The 18,147-nt window shown below is 56.7% G+C and carries 15 protein-coding genes and 1 riboswitch; of the genes, 5 read left to right on the top strand and 10 right to left on the bottom strand.

Translation table 11 applies throughout. The annotated features are described in order from the left end of the window. Window positions 1-11: 11 nt before the first annotated feature. Complete coding sequence (locus IM303_RS16830; protein WP_028014458.1) at window positions 12-1,253, bottom strand: multifunctional CCA addition/repair protein; 1,242 nt, start codon at window positions 1,251-1,253, stop codon at window positions 12-14. 60 nt (window positions 1,254-1,313) lie between these two features. Next, a complete protein-coding gene (locus IM303_RS16835) occupies window positions 1,314-1,934 on the bottom strand; it encodes a TIGR04211 family SH3 domain-containing protein (RefSeq protein WP_028014457.1) in 621 nt (206 codons plus the stop codon). A gap of 229 nt (window positions 1,935-2,163) precedes the next feature. Here IM303_RS16835 and IM303_RS16840 point away from each other — a divergent pair, with 229 nt between their 5' ends. From IM303_RS16840 to hldE, 3 genes are read left to right on the top strand one after another with little or no spacing between them, the layout of a single operon-like run. Beyond that, window positions 2,164-3,465 (top strand): inorganic triphosphatase, encoded by a 1,302-nt coding sequence (locus IM303_RS16840; protein ID WP_193360105.1) that lies wholly within the window; start codon window positions 2,164-2,166, stop codon window positions 3,463-3,465. Between the two features lie 21 nt (window positions 3,466-3,486). Then, on the top strand, window positions 3,487-6,342 hold the full coding sequence (gene glnE, locus IM303_RS16845) for a bifunctional [glutamate--ammonia ligase]-adenylyl-L-tyrosine phosphorylase/[glutamate--ammonia-ligase] adenylyltransferase (RefSeq protein WP_192971902.1): 2,856 nt from the start codon (window positions 3,487-3,489) through the stop codon (window positions 6,340-6,342). 40 nt (window positions 6,343-6,382) lie between these two features. Further along, window positions 6,383-7,813, top strand: coding sequence for a bifunctional D-glycero-beta-D-manno-heptose-7-phosphate kinase/D-glycero-beta-D-manno-heptose 1-phosphate adenylyltransferase HldE (gene hldE, locus IM303_RS16850; RefSeq protein WP_003862540.1), 1,431 nt, complete (start codon window positions 6,383-6,385; stop codon window positions 7,811-7,813). Window positions 7,814-7,877: 64 nt separating this feature from the next. Here the strand turns inward: hldE and ubiK are convergent, their stop codons facing one another. Beyond that, window positions 7,878-8,174: a ubiquinone biosynthesis accessory factor UbiK gene (gene ubiK, locus IM303_RS16855; RefSeq protein ID WP_028014454.1), complete on the bottom strand. Its 297-nt coding sequence runs from the start codon at window positions 8,172-8,174 to the stop codon at window positions 7,878-7,880. A 121-nt stretch (window positions 8,175-8,295) separates the two neighbouring features. Further along, a riboswitch (FMN riboswitch) is annotated at window positions 8,296-8,446 on the top strand. A 106-nt stretch (window positions 8,447-8,552) separates the two neighbouring features. On the opposite strand from ubiK, the gene ribB reads away from it, so the two are divergent. Then, window positions 8,553-9,206, top strand: a complete 654-nt coding sequence (gene ribB, locus IM303_RS16860; RefSeq protein WP_028017147.1) for a 3,4-dihydroxy-2-butanone-4-phosphate synthase — start codon at window positions 8,553-8,555, stop codon at window positions 9,204-9,206. A 45-nt stretch (window positions 9,207-9,251) separates the two neighbouring features. On the opposite strand, the gene IM303_RS16865 is transcribed toward ribB, so the two are convergent. From IM303_RS16865 to zupT, 5 genes are all read right to left on the bottom strand, one after another. After that, window positions 9,252-10,313 (bottom strand): fimbrial protein, encoded by a 1,062-nt coding sequence (locus tag IM303_RS16865; protein WP_028014452.1) that lies wholly within the window; start codon window positions 10,311-10,313, stop codon window positions 9,252-9,254. Further along, on the bottom strand, window positions 10,297-11,058 hold the full coding sequence (locus tag IM303_RS16870) for a molecular chaperone (protein ID WP_048959459.1): 762 nt from the start codon (window positions 11,056-11,058) through the stop codon (window positions 10,297-10,299). Before IM303_RS16870 ends, IM303_RS16865 begins: the two co-directional genes overlap by 17 nt. 9 nt (window positions 11,059-11,067) lie before the next feature. Further along, window positions 11,068-13,506 (bottom strand): fimbria/pilus outer membrane usher protein, encoded by a 2,439-nt coding sequence (locus IM303_RS16875; RefSeq protein ID WP_193360129.1) that lies wholly within the window; start codon window positions 13,504-13,506, stop codon window positions 11,068-11,070. Between the two features lie 73 nt (window positions 13,507-13,579). Further along, window positions 13,580-14,140 carry a fimbrial protein gene (locus IM303_RS16880; protein WP_045261131.1) on the bottom strand — a complete coding sequence of 187 codons (561 nt, stop codon included), beginning with the start codon at window positions 14,138-14,140 and terminating at the stop codon, window positions 13,580-13,582. Between the two features lie 333 nt (window positions 14,141-14,473). Next, entirely contained in the window at window positions 14,474-15,247 is a 774-nt protein-coding gene (gene zupT / locus IM303_RS16885; protein ID WP_028014448.1) for a zinc transporter ZupT, read from the bottom strand. A 130-nt stretch (window positions 15,248-15,377) separates the two neighbouring features. On the opposite strand from zupT, the gene ygiD reads away from it, so the two are divergent. Further along, entirely contained in the window at window positions 15,378-16,166 is a 789-nt protein-coding gene (ygiD, locus tag IM303_RS16890) for a 4,5-DOPA dioxygenase extradiol (RefSeq protein WP_048959959.1), read from the top strand. Between the two features lie 37 nt (window positions 16,167-16,203). Here the strand turns inward: ygiD and IM303_RS16895 are convergent, their stop codons facing one another. Together IM303_RS16895 and IM303_RS16900 are read right to left on the bottom strand one after the other, a co-directional pair. Then, complete coding sequence (locus tag IM303_RS16895; RefSeq protein ID WP_047364600.1) at window positions 16,204-17,364, bottom strand: glutathionylspermidine synthase family protein; 1,161 nt, start codon at window positions 17,362-17,364, stop codon at window positions 16,204-16,206. Window positions 17,365-17,366: 2 nt separating this feature from the next. After that, window positions 17,367-18,032 (bottom strand): DUF1190 family protein, encoded by a 666-nt coding sequence (locus IM303_RS16900; protein ID WP_049000611.1) that lies wholly within the window; start codon window positions 18,030-18,032, stop codon window positions 17,367-17,369. Between the last annotated feature and the right edge of the window lie 115 nt (window positions 18,033-18,147).

Below are 18,147 nucleotides of genomic sequence, written 5' to 3' on the forward strand. Positions count from 1 at the left end.
ACCGATTGCCCTCACTCTTTCGGCTGAGGGCAACGCTTTTCCTTCCACGCGGTAACCGCGTCAATCCGCCGTTTGGTTAGCTCCTCGCGAATCTCCGGGCCTTTAAATCCTGCCTCAACCACGTCTTTCGTTGGCACCGCTTTTGCGACTTCCCACGCTTCGCGCAGCAAACGCCCCTGGGGATAATCGGACGCTTCAAACCCGGTGCGGCCGCGCACGTCCGCTTCGCTGGTGAGTGCGATCTGCTCCACGCGCTGCGGCTTGCGCCAGGCGTCGATATTATCGAACAGCTTCACGATGGTGGCGGGCTTCAGGATCGGGAAGGTATGGATCAGGTCGTGGAACTCGGCGACCAGCTTTGCCAGATCGCGGATGTCATTCGGCACGCGCAGACGCTGGCAGAGCCCGTCAACCAGCTTTACCCCCGCCGGACCGTGCCCGTGATGGCGCGGCCAGAACTCTTTCGGCGTTAAGCCTTTGCCGAGATCGTGGCACAGGGTGGAAAAACGTACGTCCACCTCAGGGCTGAGCATGGCGGCCATGCTCAGCGTCATCAGCGTGTGCACGCCGGTATCAATTTCGGGATGCCATTTCGCCGGTGCGGGCACGCCAAACAGCGCGTCGATTTCCGGGAACAGCACCTTCAGCGCGCCGCAGTCGCGCAGAACCTGGAAAAAGACCTGCGGGTTGCGGGTGGTGAGGGCATTTTCCGTCTCTTTCCAGACGCGCTCCGGCGTCAGGTGTTCCAGCTCGCCCGCCTCGGTCATGGCCGTCATCAACGCCATCGTCTCATCCGCAATACGGAAGCTCAGATGCGCGTAACGCGCGGCAAAACGCGCCACGCGCAGCACGCGGAGCGGATCTTCAGAAAATGCCGGGGAGACGTGACGCAAAAGACGATCGCGCAGGTCGTCCTGCCCGCCGTAGGCGTCGATGATATGGCCGTTTTCGTCCTGGGCCAGGGCGTTAATGGTGAGATCGCGGCGCAGCAGATCCTGCTCCAGCGTCACATCCGGCGCGGCGTAGCAGGTGAAGCCGGTATAACCGGAACCGGATTTCCGTTCGGTACGCGCCAGGGCGTACTCTTCCCGGCTTTTCGGATGCAGGAACACGGGAAAATCGCGGCCTACCTGCTGGTAGCCCGCGTCGAGCATCTCTTCCGGGGTGGCGCCCACCACCACCCAGTCTTTATCTTTGACCGGCAGACCTAATAACGCATCACGTACCGCACCACCGACCAGATAACTCTTCACGCCCAACTCTCCCGTTTTCTCTTTTCCAGAATGATACGTAAGTCTGGCAGAGAAGACGAATTAGTTCATCCAGCGATCTTTACGCTTACGGCTTGGGATCAGATGTGGCAGAACCAGACCCAGCACCAGACCAACGCCCAGCACGCCGCCACCATACATAAACCACTGCATGATAATGGTGCGCTGTTTGTCATCAAGCTGCAGGTTCGCGGCGTTCACTTTTTTCTGCGCGACGATCAGCTCGTTTTTGAGCTTTTGATTCTCTTCTTTCAGACCGTTGATCACGCCGTCGCTCTGCGCCACTTTCTGCTGCATTTCAGCGGTGCGCTGGTTCCAGGTCCCGTCGATGTTGTTCAGCTTGTCGGTGAGGGTCTTCACCTGATTTTCCAGATCCGGCACGCGGGTGCGCAGGCTTGGCACGGTGCTCAGCTCTTTCATTGGGATCCAGGAGGTACGGCCGGAACTGTCGCGAACCTGACCGTAATTGGTCTCCGCGTTGGTCTGCAACAGGGTGACTTCCTCGCCGGCATTCACCGTGCCCACGAGGCGATAATTATCTCCGGGGCCACTGCGCACCCAGGTGTTAAGTTCGTCAGAAACGTAACGCTTCTCTTCAGCGTGCACTGCGGTTGCGGCGCTAAAAGCGAGTAAAGTAAGTCCAATCAGGCGTAATTTAAGCATCATTAGTCGTTATTTTCATAAAAAGTGGAACGATAGTAGTGGCAACAGTGTCTCTACGCAAAGCATTCATCAGCAATCAGAATCATCTGTGTCACGACTCTACACATTTACGCCCGACAAATTGCTCATTGCATGGCAATTTGGCGCAAAATACTATGTACTGACAAATAAATGGCGAGGAAGTTCGCCCTCATTGACGCGTCTGTGACGCCCGCAAAAGTACAAGGCTATGGCTCAGGAAATCGAATTAAAATTTATCGTCGAAAAAGACAGCGTTGACGCGCTCCGTCAGCATCTGAATACGCTCTCCGGCGAGCACCATGAACCCGTACCGTTGCTCAACATCTACTACGAAACGCCGGACAACTGGCTGCGCAACCACGATATGGGGCTGCGCATCCGCGGCGCGAACGGACGCTACGAGATGACGATGAAAATCGCCGGCCGCGTGGTCGGCGGTTTGCATCAGCGCCCGGAATACAATATCGACATCAGTAAGCCAGAACTTGAGCTGGAACGTTTCCCGGCGGAAGTCTGGCCGGAAGGCGAACTGCCCACCACGCTGGCTGGGCAGGTGCAGCCGCTGTTCAGCACCGATTTCGCTCGCGAGAAATGGCTGGTGACGGAAGGCAAAAGCCGCATTGAAATCGCGTTGGATTTAGGCGAGGTGAAGGCGGGTGAGTTCCAGGAACCGATCTGCGAGCTGGAGCTGGAACTTCTGGAAGGGGATGCGAGCGACGTGCTGAAGCTGGCGCGCAAGCTGGTAAGCCAGCCGGGTTTACGTCAGGGCAGCTTGAGCAAAGCGGCGCGGGGCTACCACCTGGCTGCCGGAAATGCGCCACGCGTGCTGAGAGAGACTCCGATTTTGCGCGTCGTCCCGAAAGCCAGCATTGAGCAGGGCATGGAAGCGGCGCTGGAGCTGGCGCTCTCCCAATGGCAGTACCATGAAGAACTGTGGGCGCGTAACGTCAAAAATGCCAAAAAACAGGTGCTGGCCGCTATCGGACTGGTGCGTCATACCCTGACGCTGTTTGGCGGTATCGTACCGCGTAAAGCTAGCGCTCACTTACGCGATCTGCTGACCCAGACCGAAACGCTGCTGCTTTCCGACGTGTCGGCGCAAACCGCGCTTTATAGCCCGCAAAATGCCGCGGCAAAACTGGCGCTGACCGAGTTTCTGGTGACGCGCGGCTGGCGCGTCTTCCTCGATGCAAAAGCGCAGACCAAAATCGCGGACAACTTTAAACGCTTCGCGGATATCCATCTTTCCCGCCACGCCGCCGAGCTGAGAACCACCTTCGCGCATCCGCTGGGCGACCAGTATGCCGACCAGCTTCCCCGCCTGGCGCGTAATATCGACAGCATATTGCTTCTGTCGGGAGCGTACGAGGGCGTGAAGGCGCAGGCCTGGCTGGAGAACTGGCAGGGGCTTAAGCATGCCATTGAGACCCGTCAGCAGATTGAGATCGAGCATTTCCGCAACGAAGCCATTTCGCAGGATCCATACTGGCTGCACAGCGGAAAACGTTAATTCTGGCAAGGAACCCCTGATATGCCGCTTTCTTCGCAGTTACAGCAGCACTGGCAAACCGTTTGCGAACGTCTGCCCGAGTCGTTACCCGCGTCATCGTTAAGCGAGCAGGCGAAAAGCGTGCTCACGTTCAGTGATTTTGTGCAGGAGAGCGTCAGCGCCAATCCTGACTGGCTGGCAGAGCTGGAAAGCGCGCCGCCGCAGGCTGACGAGTGGCGGCACTATGCTGGCTGGCTGCAAACCGCGCTGGCAGAGGTGGCGGATGAAGCCACGCTGATGCGCGTTCTGCGTCAGTTCCGCCGCCGGGTGATGGTGCGCATTGCCTGGGCGCAGGCGCTGGAGCTGGTGAGTGAAGAGAGCACCTTGCAGCAGTTGAGCGAGCTGGCGCAGACGCTGATTGTCGCCGCGCGGGACTGGCTCTACGCCGCCTGCTGTAAAGAGTGGGGCACGCCGTGCAGCGAAGAAGGGGTTCCGCAGCCGCTGTTGATTCTGGGGATGGGCAAGCTGGGCGGCTGCGAGCTGAACTTCTCCTCGGATATCGACCTGATCTTTGCCTGGCCGGAGAATGGCGCCACGCGAGGCGGTCGTCGCGAGCTGGATAACGCCCAGTTCTTTACCCGACTCGGGCAGCGTCTGATTAAGGCGCTGGACCAGCCTACGCAGGACGGCTTTGTTTACCGCGTGGACATGCGCCTGCGCCCGTTTGGCGACAGTGGCCCGCTGGTGCTGAGCTTCGCCGCGCTGGAAGATTATTACCAGGAGCAGGGGCGCGACTGGGAGCGTTACGCGATGGTCAAAGCGCGGATCATGGGCGACAGCGACGACGCCTACGCCAATGAGCTGCGTGCCATGCTGCGCCCGTTCGTGTTCCGCCGTTACATCGACTTTAGCGTGATCCAGTCCCTGCGCAATATGAAAGGGATGATCGCCCGCGAGGTGCGCCGTCGCGGTCTGAAGGACAACATCAAGCTTGGCGCGGGCGGCATCCGCGAAATCGAATTTATCGTTCAGGTCTTCCAGCTGATCCGCGGCGGGCGCGAGCCGTCGCTGCAGTCCCGCTCGCTACTGCCGACGCTGAGCGCCATTGAGCAACTGCATTTGCTTCCGTACGGCGACGCGCAAACCCTGCGCGAGGCCTATCTGTTCCTGCGCCGTCTGGAAAACCTGCTGCAAAGCATTAACGACGAACAGACCCAGACCCTGCCGGGCGATGACCTTAACCGGGCGCGCCTGGCCTGGGGCATGCGGGCGGATGACTGGTCAACGTTGACCGAACGGCTGGATGCCCATATGGCAGGCGTGCGCCGCATCTTTAACGATCTTATTGGTGACGACGAAAGTGAATCGCCGGACGATGCGCTCTCCGAGCACTGGCGCGAACTGTGGCAGGACGCGCTCCAGGAAGATGACACCACGCCGGTGCTGGCGCACTTAAGCGACGATGCCCGCCATCGCGTGGTGGCCTTGATTGCCGATTTCCGCCTTGAGCTGAACAAGCGCGCCATTGGCCCGCGCGGTCGGCAGGTGCTGGATCATCTGATGCCGCATCTGCTGAGCGACGTCTGCTCCCGCGAGGATGCGCCGGTGCCGCTGTCGCGCATGATGCCGCTGCTGAGCGGGATTATCACGCGTACCACCTATCTTGAACTGCTGAGCGAGTTTCCGGGGGCGCTGAAACACCTGATTTCCCTCTGCGCCGCGTCGCCGATGGTGGCCAACAAGCTGGCGCGATACCCACTGCTGCTGGACGAACTGCTTGACCCGAACACGCTCTATCAGCCGACGGCGACGGACGCTTACCGCGACGAGCTGCGCCAGTATCTGCTGCGCGTGCCGGAAGAGGACGAAGAGCAGCAGCTGGAGGCGCTGCGTCAGTTTAAGCAGGCGCAGATGCTGCGCGTAGCGGCGGCGGATATCGCGGGTACGCTGCCGGTAATGAAAGTGAGCGATCACTTAACCTGGCTGGCGGAGGCGATCATCGACGCGGTAGTCCACCAGGCGTGGGTGCAGATGGTGGCCCGCTATGGCCAGCCGAAGCATCTTGCTGACCGCGAGGGGCGAGGGTTTGCCGTGGTCGGTTACGGCAAGCTGGGCGGCTGGGAGCTGGGCTACAGCTCCGATCTGGATCTGATTTTCCTGCACGACTGCCCGGTTGACGTGATGACCGACGGCGAACGTGAGATTGACGGGCGGCAGTTCTACCTGCGCCTGGCCCAGCGCATAATGCACCTGTTCAGCACCCGCACTTCGTCGGGCATTCTGTACGAGGTGGACGCGCGTCTGCGCCCGTCCGGCGCGGCAGGCATGCTGGTCACCTCGACGGACGCTTTTGCTGACTATCAGAAGAACGAAGCCTGGACGTGGGAACATCAGGCGTTAGTGCGCGCCCGCGTGGTGTACGGCGATCCGCAGCTCAAAACGCAGTTCGATGCGGTCCGCAAGTCAGTCATGACGACCCCGCGCGAGGGCAGCACCCTGCAAACTGAAGTGCGCGAAATGCGTGAGAAAATGCGCGCGCATTTGGGTAACAAACATCGCGATCGCTTTGATATTAAAGCCGATGAGGGCGGGATTACCGATATTGAGTTCATCACTCAGTACCTGGTGCTACTGCATGCCCACGACAAGCCGAAGTTAACCCGCTGGTCCGATAACGTGCGCATTCTGGAACTGCTGGCGCAAAACGACATTATGGACGAGCAGGAGGCGCAGGCCTTAACCCGCGCCTACACCACGCTGCGCGATGAACTTCATCACCTGGCGTTGCAGGAACAGCCGGGCCACGTGGCGCTGGACTGTTTTACCGCAGAGCGCGCCCAGGTGACGGCAAGCTGGCAGAAATGGCTGGTGGAGCCGTGCGTAACAAAACAAGTGTGATATTATCGCGCGCAAATTGTGAATCTTTCTGGAGTCAGGAATGAAAGTAACACTGCCAGAGTTTGAACGTGCTGGAGTAATGGTTGTCGGGGATGTGATGCTGGATCGCTACTGGTATGGGCCGACCAGCCGCATCTCTCCTGAAGCGCCGGTACCGGTGGTTAAGGTCGACACCATTGAAGAGCGTCCAGGTGGCGCGGCAAACGTGGCGATGAATATAGCCTCGCTGGGCGCGCACTCGCGTCTGGTGGGCCTGACCGGTATCGACGATGCGGCGCGTGCGCTGAGCAAGTCGCTGGCGGACGTGAACGTGAAGTGCGACTTCGTTTCTGTTCCGACACACCCAACCATCACCAAGCTGCGCGTGCTGTCGCGTAACCAGCAGCTGATCCGCCTCGATTTTGAAGAAGGGTTCGAAGGCGTTGATCCCGAGCCGCTGCACGAGCGCATTAACCAGGCGCTGGGCAACATCGGTGCGCTGGTGCTGTCTGACTACGCCAAAGGCGCGCTGGCGAGCGTGCAAACGATGATTCAGCTGGCGCGTAAAGCCAGCGTACCGGTGCTGATCGACCCGAAAGGCACCGATTTTGAGCGCTATCGCGGCGCAACCCTGCTGACGCCAAACCTTTCTGAGTTCGAAGCGGTGGCGGGCAAGTGCAAAACCGAGGAAGAACTGGTTGAGCGCGGCATGAAGATCATTGCTGACTTCGAGCTGTCCGCGCTGCTGGTCACCCGCTCCGAGCAGGGGATGACGCTGCTGCAGCCGGGCAAGGCGCCGCTGCATATGCCAACCCAGGCGCAGGAAGTGTACGACGTGACCGGTGCCGGTGATACGGTGATCGGCGTGCTGGCGGCAACGCTGGCGGCGGGTAACTCCCTGGAAGAGGCGTGCTACTTCGCGAACGCCGCGGCGGGCGTGGTCGTCGGTAAATTGGGTACTTCAACCGTTTCGCCAATCGAGCTGGAAAACGCGGTGCGCGGGCGTGCGGATACCGGTTTTGGCGTCATGACCGAAGACGAGCTGAAGGTGGCCGTTGCCGCCGCGCGCAAGCGCGGTGAAAAAGTGGTGATGACCAACGGCGTGTTCGACATCCTGCACGCGGGCCACGTGTCGTATCTGGCGAATGCGCGCAAGCTGGGCGATCGCCTCATTGTGGCAGTGAACAGCGATGCGTCGACCAAACGTCTGAAGGGCGAAACGCGCCCGGTGAACCCGCTCGAGCAACGTATGATTGTGCTTGGCGCGCTGGAAGCGGTGGACTGGGTGGTGTCGTTTGAAGAAGATACCCCGCAGCGCCTGATTGCCGGGATCCTGCCAGACCTGCTGGTGAAGGGCGGCGATTACAAGCCAGAGCAAATCGCAGGTAGCGAAGAGGTCTGGGCCAACGGCGGTGAGGTGATGGTGCTCAATTTTGAGGACGGGTGTTCAACCACCAACATCATCAAGAAGATCCAGAAAGACAGTCAGTAAAAAACGGGCCAGTTGGCCCGTTTTTTTTCACCCTCTCCCTGTGGGAGAGGGCATCAGGCCGCACTTACTCCTGATCGTCCACCGGTGGAATGGCCGGTGCCGGCTTCACTTCTTCCGGCGCATTGCGGTTTTCCAGCTCGCTCAGACGCTGTTCCAGCAGCGCCAGCTTCTCGCGGGTGCGCAGCAGAACCTGGGTCTGCACGTCAAACTCTTCGCGGCTGACTAAATCAAGGCGAACCAACTGCGCCTGCAGCGTCTGGCGGATTTTCTTCTCAACGTCATCACCAAATTCACGAATGCCCTTTGGCATGGACTCATGAACCTGACGCGCGATCTGCTCAATTTTTTTCGGGTCAATCATAATGGCTTCCCTTGATAAGTCGGTGTTGATGAACATTGTAGCGCGTCATGACCCAGGATAAAGCAGATTTGTTTGAAGCTTATGCATTGCCCAGGTTAATCAATAGCGTTATAGTTATCTCGCTTATTCTCAGGGCGGGGCGAAATTCCCCACCGGCGGTAAATCAGCTTAACGCTGAAAGCCCGCGAGCGCTTTGGGTGAATTCTCAAAGGTCAGCAGATCCGGTGTAATTCCGGGGCCGACGGTTAAAGTCCGGATGGGAGAGAGTAACGATCCAGTCGGGCATGGGCCCGCTCACGTTATCTTTTTGCCGCTTATACGGCGCTCCTAAGACTGCCCTGATTCTGGTAACCATAATGTTAATGAGGTTTTTTTACCATGAATCAGACGCTACTTTCCTCTTTTGGCACTTCAACTCAACGTGTTGAACATGCACTGGATGCACTGCGCGAAGGCCGCGGTGTGATGGTGCTTGACGATGAAAACCGTGAAAACGAAGGCGACATGATTTTCGCCGCCGAAAACATGACCGTTGAACAGATGGCGCTGACCATCCGTCACGGCAGCGGCATCGTATGCCTGTGTATTACCGAAGATCGTCGTAAGCAGCTTGAGCTGCCGATGATGGTTGAGAACAACACCAGCGCCTTTGGTACCGGCTTTACCGTGACCATTGAAGCGGCGCATGGCGTGACTACCGGTGTATCGGCGGCTGACCGCCTGACCACCGTGCGTGCCGCCATTGCTGATGATGCGAAACCCTCCGATCTGCATCGTCCAGGCCACGTCTTCCCGCTGCGCGCGCAGGCGGGCGGTGTGCTGACCCGCGGTGGTCACACCGAAGCGACGATCGACCTGGTGACACTGGCGGGCTTTAAGCCTGCGGGCGTGCTGTGTGAACTGACCAACGATGACGGCACCATGGCCCGCGCGCCAGAGTGCATCACCTTTGCGCGTCTGCACAACATGCCGGTTGTCACAATTGAAGATCTGGTGGAATACCGTCAGGCGCACGAGCGCAAGGCCAGCTGAGACCGTTGATGTGAAAAAGCCGGGGAAACCCGGCTTTTTTTGTCGCTAGTGGTAGTTAATTTTAAACAGCACCACGGTTTCAAACGGTCCGGACTGGATCGCTTTTCCCTCATCCCACGACAGCTCTGCCGTGTACTTTTGCTCATACTGCAACGTACTCCCGGTGAAGTCGGCATACTCCTGATAGTGGTTGAAGGTAAACGGATCCGTTCCGTTCAGAATACGCAGTTTTAGCCCGTTGCCAATCAACAGCGCCGTATCGTCAGCGCTGAGCTTTTCGTTCGTGTAGAATGACGAGTCCATTTTGAATCCATCAGAGCACTGCGCGTCCTGCACCTTGGTGGTTTTAACCGTAAATTCACGAACGCGCGTTTTCTGGTTCACAATGTCGCGAGCGCTGAAGGTGCCAAAATCGATCTCCTGGTTTTCAGGGTAGATGCTGAAGGTTGCCCCGCAGTCCAGAACGGTAATGTTTTGCAAGCCGTTGATGTGATACTTCAGGTTTTTCGCGTCGGCCATCTGGTTGACCCCGCCTTTACCGTCAAACTGCACCACGATGTAATCGCCGAGCGAACTCACGTAGCCGTGAGGCGGAATCGCCTTAATTTTTACAAACAGGCGAAAGCGGGCAATAAACGTGCGTGTCGTATGGACGTCATCCGGGTTACCGGAGCAGATCAGGTTTTCCCAGCCCATCTGCCGGATCTGAGCCGGGGTATAGATGAGGATGTTCTTGTTATCGAGACACTGGCGGGTATCCACGCCATTCGGCTGGCCCGTGGCATCGTAGTCCACACCTTCGTAGGTTACGCCAAGCTCATAGTAAGGGTCCGTTGCGGCCGGGTAAGGGTTGACCCAGGCGTAAACGTCTTCCGGCTGAAAGCCGCTGGTGACGTTGTGATCGCAGGTAACCGGGATTTTAATGTCATCTGATTCCCAGATTTTCTGCCCCACCTGCGCGTTGCTGGGGATAGCAAAGGGCGAGATGGTTTTTGTCTCTTCAACCGGCCCGCCTGAAGCACCAAGATAGCAGTCCAGCGCCAGCGCTTCTCTTACGGGCAGAGCGGATATCAGCAGCAGGAACAGCAGATTAGCGAGCTTGCGCATCTTTATCGACCTTATGCTCGCTGAGCGTACATTTCGCCGTACCTGAACATTGCGCGTCGACCTTTTTCAGCGCACCGTAATCATCGATGTAGCCAATGCTGTAGTAGTTTCCGTGATAGTCACCGGTAGAGGTTGTCGCCGTCGCAAACGGGGCGATCATCAGGCTGTCAAAACCGGGCAGCATGGTTTTCGCATTTTTGCTCAGCCACGCCAGCGTGATGTAATAAGGCGTAGGGTTATGCACGGTGAGCCCTTTCGCGTTTGCGGTGACTTCCATACGCATTTCTGCCTGATCGCCTGCCTTTTTGGCGATCGCTTTGGGACGCCAGAACAGTTTGATCCTGCTCTGCATCGCGACCTGCATTACGCTGCGTTCCTCGCTCGCGCTGGAACTTTTCGGCGGCACCTCGCGCAGGTTGAAATAAAACAGTGATTCCCGGTCTTTCGGCAACCGGGCGGTCGCGGCCTGCTTCACAATCCGGACCTGAGACGAGGCGCCCGCTTCAAGACGTTGGATCGGCGGAAGCGCCATAAAATGGCTGTCCTCCTTGCGTCCGTTTTCATCTTCTATCCAGGAGAGCGCCAGATAAGGCAACGTTTTGCTCTGATTATCAATCTTGAGGCTGCTGGCCTTATCGCTTTCCGGAAACACAATGCGGGTGCGGTCCAGGTTAACGGCAGCGTGAGTGGTAAATGCGGTGCCGATTAACATCAGGCACAGGCTGGTAAAAGAGGTGAGTTTCATCATGGTTTCTTACTGACATGGCAGTATCAACTGCATACTGTTTTCAAGGTGTGAAGGCAGCGAGAAGCGACACTGCTGATTGTCACCCCACGTTACCCGGAATTGTTGTTCAGGCTCTACCGCACCCAGCCAGACGTGGCCTTCGTCGGCGACCATGCCGATTTGCTGGTCACTTTCCAGCAGGTGAACAATCGCGCCCAGCGGCGGGGTGCCGGCTGGCGTACGTAGAATGCCGGCAATATCGTTGCCTGCGCGCGTCGCAATCTGGCGATAGCCAATCGCCCCCTCGGTCCAGGTGGTGGTCGTAATGCGGTTGTCCACATCGACGCCGTCAGGCAGGTTATCCAGATTGACCTGTACGCTGGCGGGAGAGTAACTGGAAACCGACGGTAAAACGCCGATACCAAAGCGGTTGGTTTCATCCCGTGACATGTTCAGCGGAATGTTGCCGACGCCGTCGGTACTGACCATCACGCGCGGTTCGTTTCCGTAGCTGCGACGGTGCAGCGCCGCGCCTTTGGCCGTTGAGGTAAACGAGCCATTCCAGCTGGCGCTCAGGGAGTTATATTCATCAGCTTTATAACTTCCGGAGATATTCAGATCGCCAAACGGTGAATAGTGCTGATAGTTGCCGCTCATCTGTGCGCCCGCGTCCGCGTGTTCACTCTCCGTCCCCGCGGAGACGCCCCAGGTATTATTGCGGTCGGACGTGTCGTACCAGGAGACATTTTGGCTCAGGCTATCGCTGTTGTGCAGATCGTAGCTGAGACGATGATCCGGATCGATCGGTACGCTCAGGGAAAGATAAAACTGCGTATCGTCGTCTTCATCTTCGTAATGCGTTTTGCTCCAGGAGAGGGTGACGCCGAGGTTTTTCCAGCGCCCCAGATCAAAGTTATAGCCTGCGGTAATGCTTCCGGTCGTGGACGGGGCTTCGTTCCACCAGGTCTGACGCAGTACGTTGACGTAGAGGTTGAGCGATAACGAGCTGATGTACTGGCTGGCGGTTACGCTCAGCGTCTGCTTTTCTGTCTGACGATCGTTGTCGTCATAATCAAGGAAGCGGGCATAGCTCAGGAATTTCCGATCGGAGTAGCGGTAGCTGGCAAGCGTAAGCTGGCTGCCGGTGGTATCGAAACGCTTACTGTAGTTAAAACGATAGCTGTAACCCGTCTGGCTATCCTGGAAGGGGAGCTGGCTGGTGGCCTGCGTGACGTCAAAAGAGAGGGCACCCAGATGCGCCATATTTTGCCCGATCCCGGCGGCAACGGAACGGTAATGATCCCCGTCGGCAAGCGTCCCGCCATAGAGCGAGGTATTTGACAGCATTCCCCATGAGAATTCACCGCTCATAAAACCGGTGTCTTCGACGTCATGAGAGGCGTCTTTACGCGCTTTACCCGCCGCCAGCTTGTAGCGAACCTGCCCTTTACGCGTTAAAAAAGGCACCGATTCCGCCGAGACCTGGAAGGTGCTGACGCGCCCGTCTTCCTCCGTCACTTTTACGTCCAGCGTTCCCTGAACGGACTGGTTAAGATCCTGAATAACAAAGGGGCCAGGTGGGACTTTGCTTTGATAAATTACGCGATCGGCCAGGCTGACGGTGACGGTCGCGTTGGTTTGCGCGATACCAGTAATTTGTGGCGCATAGCCACGCAGCGACCAGGGGAGCATGCGCTCATCGCTGATCAGGGAGGCGCCGGTATAGGTAAAAGCGTCAAAGATTGAGGACTGGAAGTCCGTTTCACCCAGCGTCAGCTTAGCACCAAGCGAAGGAAGAGGGCGGAACATGTAGACGCGCGAAAAGCGTCCGTCATGATCCGAACCTGCATCGGTATGCGTTTGGCTGTACTGATAATCACTGCGCAGGCGCCATGCGCCCATATTCGCGCCCGCCGTGCCATAGGTGTTGGCGTTGTTGGTGCTGCTGCCGTCGCTGGGCTGATAGTGGCTGGCGAACAGGTTGTAATCCAGAATCACGCCCGGTACGCCATTGTCCCACGTTGCGGGTGGCATCCAGTCGGCGGCGCGGTACTGCAACCATGCCTGGGGTACGGTGACCTTCAGCGTCTGGGTCGCTTGTTCAAAATTAAAGGTGATATCCGGTCTGGAGGAAAAGTCGACGCATCCCTCTTTTTCGGGTAAGGCGTCGCGGACTTCCTCTTTCAGGGCAAACGTATCCGCCAGTTCAGGAGGAATACACACCTGTACCGTATTATTTACCTCTTTCCAGCTAAGCTTCCAGCCGTTAGCCAGCGGTGTGTCGTTAATTGATACGGTAACAAAATAGCTGCCAGGGGTAACCGCTATTTCATTTTTAAAAAGGGAGAGGTCAACGCTGCCCCGCTGGTCTTTATCAATGGCATTGATATTAAACTCGGTGGCAGAGGCAATCTTCGTCATTAACAGGGACGCAATGATGATTTTAGATTGTAATTTATATGTCATCATCCTGTTACCAAAATAATATCACATACCGGCTGGCAAATAATGCCAGCCGGTTTTATCGTGATGCATTGCCTTATTTGTACATCAGCACATAGTTGGCAGTCGCTTCAACCTGACCCGCTGTGGCAGTTTTACCCTGAGCAACTTCCATTAATGCTTTGAAGTGCAGAGTCTGAGTGGTGGAACCCGCCAGCAGATCGACCGTTTGAGCCGAACCCAGGGTGATGTTGGCTTCGTTGTTGTCCAGCAGACGAACACCGACGTTCTGAGCACCGCTAGCATAGGTGTTGCTCATCAGGCTGGTGTCAGTAGCGTCAGTTGCTGCGCTGGTGAAGGTCACGTCAACTTTGGTCACTGGCGTATCCGTTTCGTCCGCCGGATCGTCAAGCTGGCAGTTCTCCAGATTGATATCAACCGGAACAGCGGTAGACTTTTTGTTAGCGTTGATCACGGCAGTGGTAACTTCACCCAGGTCCACTTCTTTATCAACGCTGTCTGGTGCAATGCTGCACGGTGCATCAATGACCACGCCTTTGAATTTGATTTTGCCGGAACCTTGGTCATCAGCAAAAGCAGAACCCGAAACGATGGCAGCCATCGCAACCGCTAACAATACTTTTTTACCCATATACATGAAAATATCCTTTTTCAATTGAATTCATAATCTGAATATTAATTTTCAGAATACTCGCAAAGTATAACGGGATGAGGGAGGCTTTTACGATTAATGAGGCTTAAAGATATTTTTAGAGGAGGTTAATATATAATTTATTACTATCGTAACCGGTTAATATTTCATGCAGCAGCGGTTTTTTAAGCGCAATTTAATTGGAAAATATTGCGCTTAAAAATATCCATAAAAACTCTTGATTTTCCAATTGTAAATACAGAGCCGCAGACAGTGTAAAATGCAACGACTGCGCTGGGGCGCATCAAAGAATTGCCCTCATCGATGAGGGCATCCGTGTCAGCCTATACCTGCCGTTTGCAGCAGCACCAGGCTTAACCCCATCACCGACATGCCGCACAGCACGCCGTAGCTGGGATTATTGTTAGGATCGATCTCTTTCGCCAGCGGCATCAGCTCATCGACAGAGAGCGCAACCATAATCCCGGCCACGGCAGCCATAATCGCCGCCATCACGACAGGGGAGACGAGGCTTCCAAGGATCAGCCACGCCAGCACGCCGCCGAGAATTTCGGCCATCCCGGAAATCCCCGCCCAGAAGACGGCAGTACGTTTTGAACCCGTTGCGGCATAAACCGGCCCGGCCACGGCAAGTCCTTCAGGAATATTGTGTAAGGCTACCGCCAGCGCGACACCAAATCCCATTTCCAGATTGCTGCTGGCCGTGACATACGTGGCGACACCTTCCGGGAAGTTGTGCAGGCTGATACCCAGCGTCAGCAGGATCGCCGTGCGCTTGATGTTGCCGGGGATTGGAGTAACGCTTTTTTGCATCAAATCCTGAGGGTGGGCGTGGGGCAGCATACGGTCGAGCGCAAAATAGCCCAGCAGACCAACGATGAACATGCCGTAGCCCAGAACCGGAGACATTCCCTCGGTGTGAAGCGCTGCTGGCAGCATCTCCATCAGCGAGATAAGCAGCATGATCCCAGCGGCGAAGCCCAGCGAGAACGCCAGAAGACGATTAGACGGTTTTTGCCCGAGCACGCCGAGGAACGCACCGATAAAGGTCGCGGCACCCGCAAGCACGGTCAAAATTAAGGGTACTGACATGCACTCTCCTTAAGGGATATCTTACGTTCAAATTTCCTGATGATGATCTTCACGGTTATCTGCGTTTATCTTCACCTGAATGCGCGTAATGTAGAACCATCAAATTGATACCTTCTCTAAGGATACCACCATGTCTTCTTCTCGTATGCCTGCACTGTTTTTAGGCCACGGCAGCCCAATGAACGTTCTGGAAGACAACGTTTATACCCGCGCCTGGCGTCATCTGGGGGAGACATTGCCGCGTCCGAAGGCGATTGTGGTGGTGTCTGCGCACTGGTTTACCCGTGGTACCGGCGTGACGGCCATGGAAGCGCCTAAAACCATTCATGATTTCGGCGGCTTCCCGCAGGCGCTGTATGATACGCATTATCCGGCTCCCGGCTCGCCTGCGCTGGCACAGCGGCTGGTAGAGTTGCTCGCACCTGTTCCAGTGGCGCTGGATAAAGAAGCCTGGGGCTTTGACCACGGCTCGTGGGGTGTACTGATTAAGATGTACCCTGATGCAGATATTCCGATGGTGCAGTTAAGTATCGACAGCACTAAACCGGCGGCCTGGCATCTGGAAATGGGCCGCAAACTGGCGACCCTGCGTGATGAGGGCATCATGCTGGTGGCAAGCGGCAACGTGGTGCATAACCTGCGTACGGCGCGCTGGCACGGTGAGAACACGCCATACCCGTGGGCGAGCGCTTTTAACGCCTACGTCAAAGCGAACCTGACCTGGCAAGGCCCGGTTGAGAAGCATCCGTTAGTGAACTATCTGGATCACGAAGGCGGTTCGCTCTCTAACCCGACGCCGGAACACTTCCTGCCGCTGCTGTATGTGTTAGGTGCATGGGACGGTCAGGAGCCGGTTACCATTCCGGTTGACGGCATTGAGATGGGCAGTTTGAGTATGCTGTCGGTGCAGGTGGGGTAAAAACATGCCCGGTAAGCGTAGCGCCACCGGGCAAGTTTTATTCAACAAAAATATGCGGATAGAACCGTGACAGATCCTGCGTAATCAACGCGCGATCTTCGCGAATACCAATCCCGGCAGGTTGATCGTTAATAAGCCAGCTGCCGATCAGCGTATAGCTGTCGCCAAACTTCGGCAGTTGATAAAACTCCTGGACGATCATCCCTTCTTCACCGTACGGCCCTTCAACCGCTTCCAGCGTTTTACCGTTTTCGATAATGGAGACGTTCGCGCCTTCGCGGGAAAAGATAGGCTTAACGACGTATTTCTCCATCGGCGGGAACTCATCTTCGGCAAAGTAAGCTGGCAACAGGTTAGGGTGGTTCGGGAACATCTCCCACAGCATCGGCAGCAGGGCTTTGTTGGAGATAATGCTCTTCCACGCCGGTTCCAGCCAGCGCACGCCCGCGTCTTCCAGCTTGGTGGAGAACATTTCACGCAGCATGTATTCCCACGGATAGAGCTTGAACAGGTTGCTGATCACCTGATCCTGCATATCCGTAAACTGACCTTTTTCCCCCAGGCCGATATCCTCGATATAGAGGAATTCAGTCGCCACTTCCGCTTCGGCCGCGCAGTCCTGCAGATACTGAACCGTGCCCCTGTCTTCTTCCGTGTCGCGACAGCAGGCAAGATGCAGCAGATTGAAGCCAAACTGCTCCCGCAGTTCGGCGAAACGCTCAATCAGCTTTTCCTGCAGGCTGTTGAACTGGTCGCTACCTTCCGGCAGGTTTCCGGCGTTCATCTGATCTTCCAGCCAAATCCACTGGAAGAATGCCGCTTCGTAAAGAGAGGTCGGCGTATCCGCGTTGTTTTCTAAAAGCTTCGGCTCACCCACGCCATCCCACGCCAGATCGAGGCGAGAGTAAAGCGAAGGCTGATTCGTTTTCCACGACTGACGGACGAAACTCCAGGTGTGCTTCGGAATACGGAATTTAGTCATCAGCTCGTCGCTGTCGATGACTTTATCCACCACCTTCAGGCACATCTGGTGCAGCTCGGCCGTCACCTCTTCCAGTTTTTCCACCTGGTCGAGCGTCAGTTTGTAGTAAGCATCTTCACACCAGTACGGCTCGCCGTACATGGTGTGGAAGTTAAAACCGTATTCAGTAGCTTTTTCGCGCCAGTCCGGGCGCTCGGTAATACCGACTCGTTCCATGATCAGCCGCCCATTGAGCGAGTGGAAGTGCCTGTTGCACTACGCTGCATGCTGGTCTGTTTCGCCACAGACTCACCGAACCCACCGCGGGTGATGGTGCTGGTGGTCGCAGGCTTCGGCGCCATCGCGGTTTTCGGGACGGTCACGGTGCGGCCCGGGGTCGCTGCGCCATAGCCTTTGCCGCTGGCATCGGTATATTGACCATAAGCCGGGCTGGCCGGGTTTTTCGAGCTAAACAGCGGTTGCTGCTGATAGCCCGCACCGCCGCCCATCAGGCGGCCCATCATGTAGCCTGCCATTAATGGCATCCAGAAGCTGCCGCTGGACTGCGCCTGCGCCTGATTTTCCGGCGCAGTACCTGCCTGAGCTGGCGTCTGCTGACACTGTCCTTCACCAAATTCCGCCACGCAGTCTTCGCGTGAGGCGTATTTCGGCGCGGTGCGTTCCGCTTCTTTCAGGGCGTTGGTGTAGGCGGTTTTACATTCTGCTGTCTGGCCGGTTGCGGCGGAGCAATCGTCCGCGTTTTGATACAGCGAAACCGTTTCGTCGTTTTTCTCACAGCCTGCCAGCATAAAGACCGCGGTTACTGCCAGCGCAACAGGGGTGAGATGGCGTGCGTTCCAGCTTTTGCGGAACGACGCGTGGTTAATCGTTTTTGTCCGTTTCATGTTTGTCTTCCAGGACCCAGTGGTAATAACGCTCAGGATAGTGGATGAGTGGTTGAAAATGAAGCGAAGAGGGGCGGAATCAGGGGGATCTTTACGTTGGCTTACGTTCGGGTGT

Source organism: Enterobacter cloacae complex sp. P38RS, assembly GCF_014930775.1.
GTDB lineage: Bacteria > Pseudomonadota > Gammaproteobacteria > Enterobacterales > Enterobacteriaceae > Enterobacter > Enterobacter bugandensis.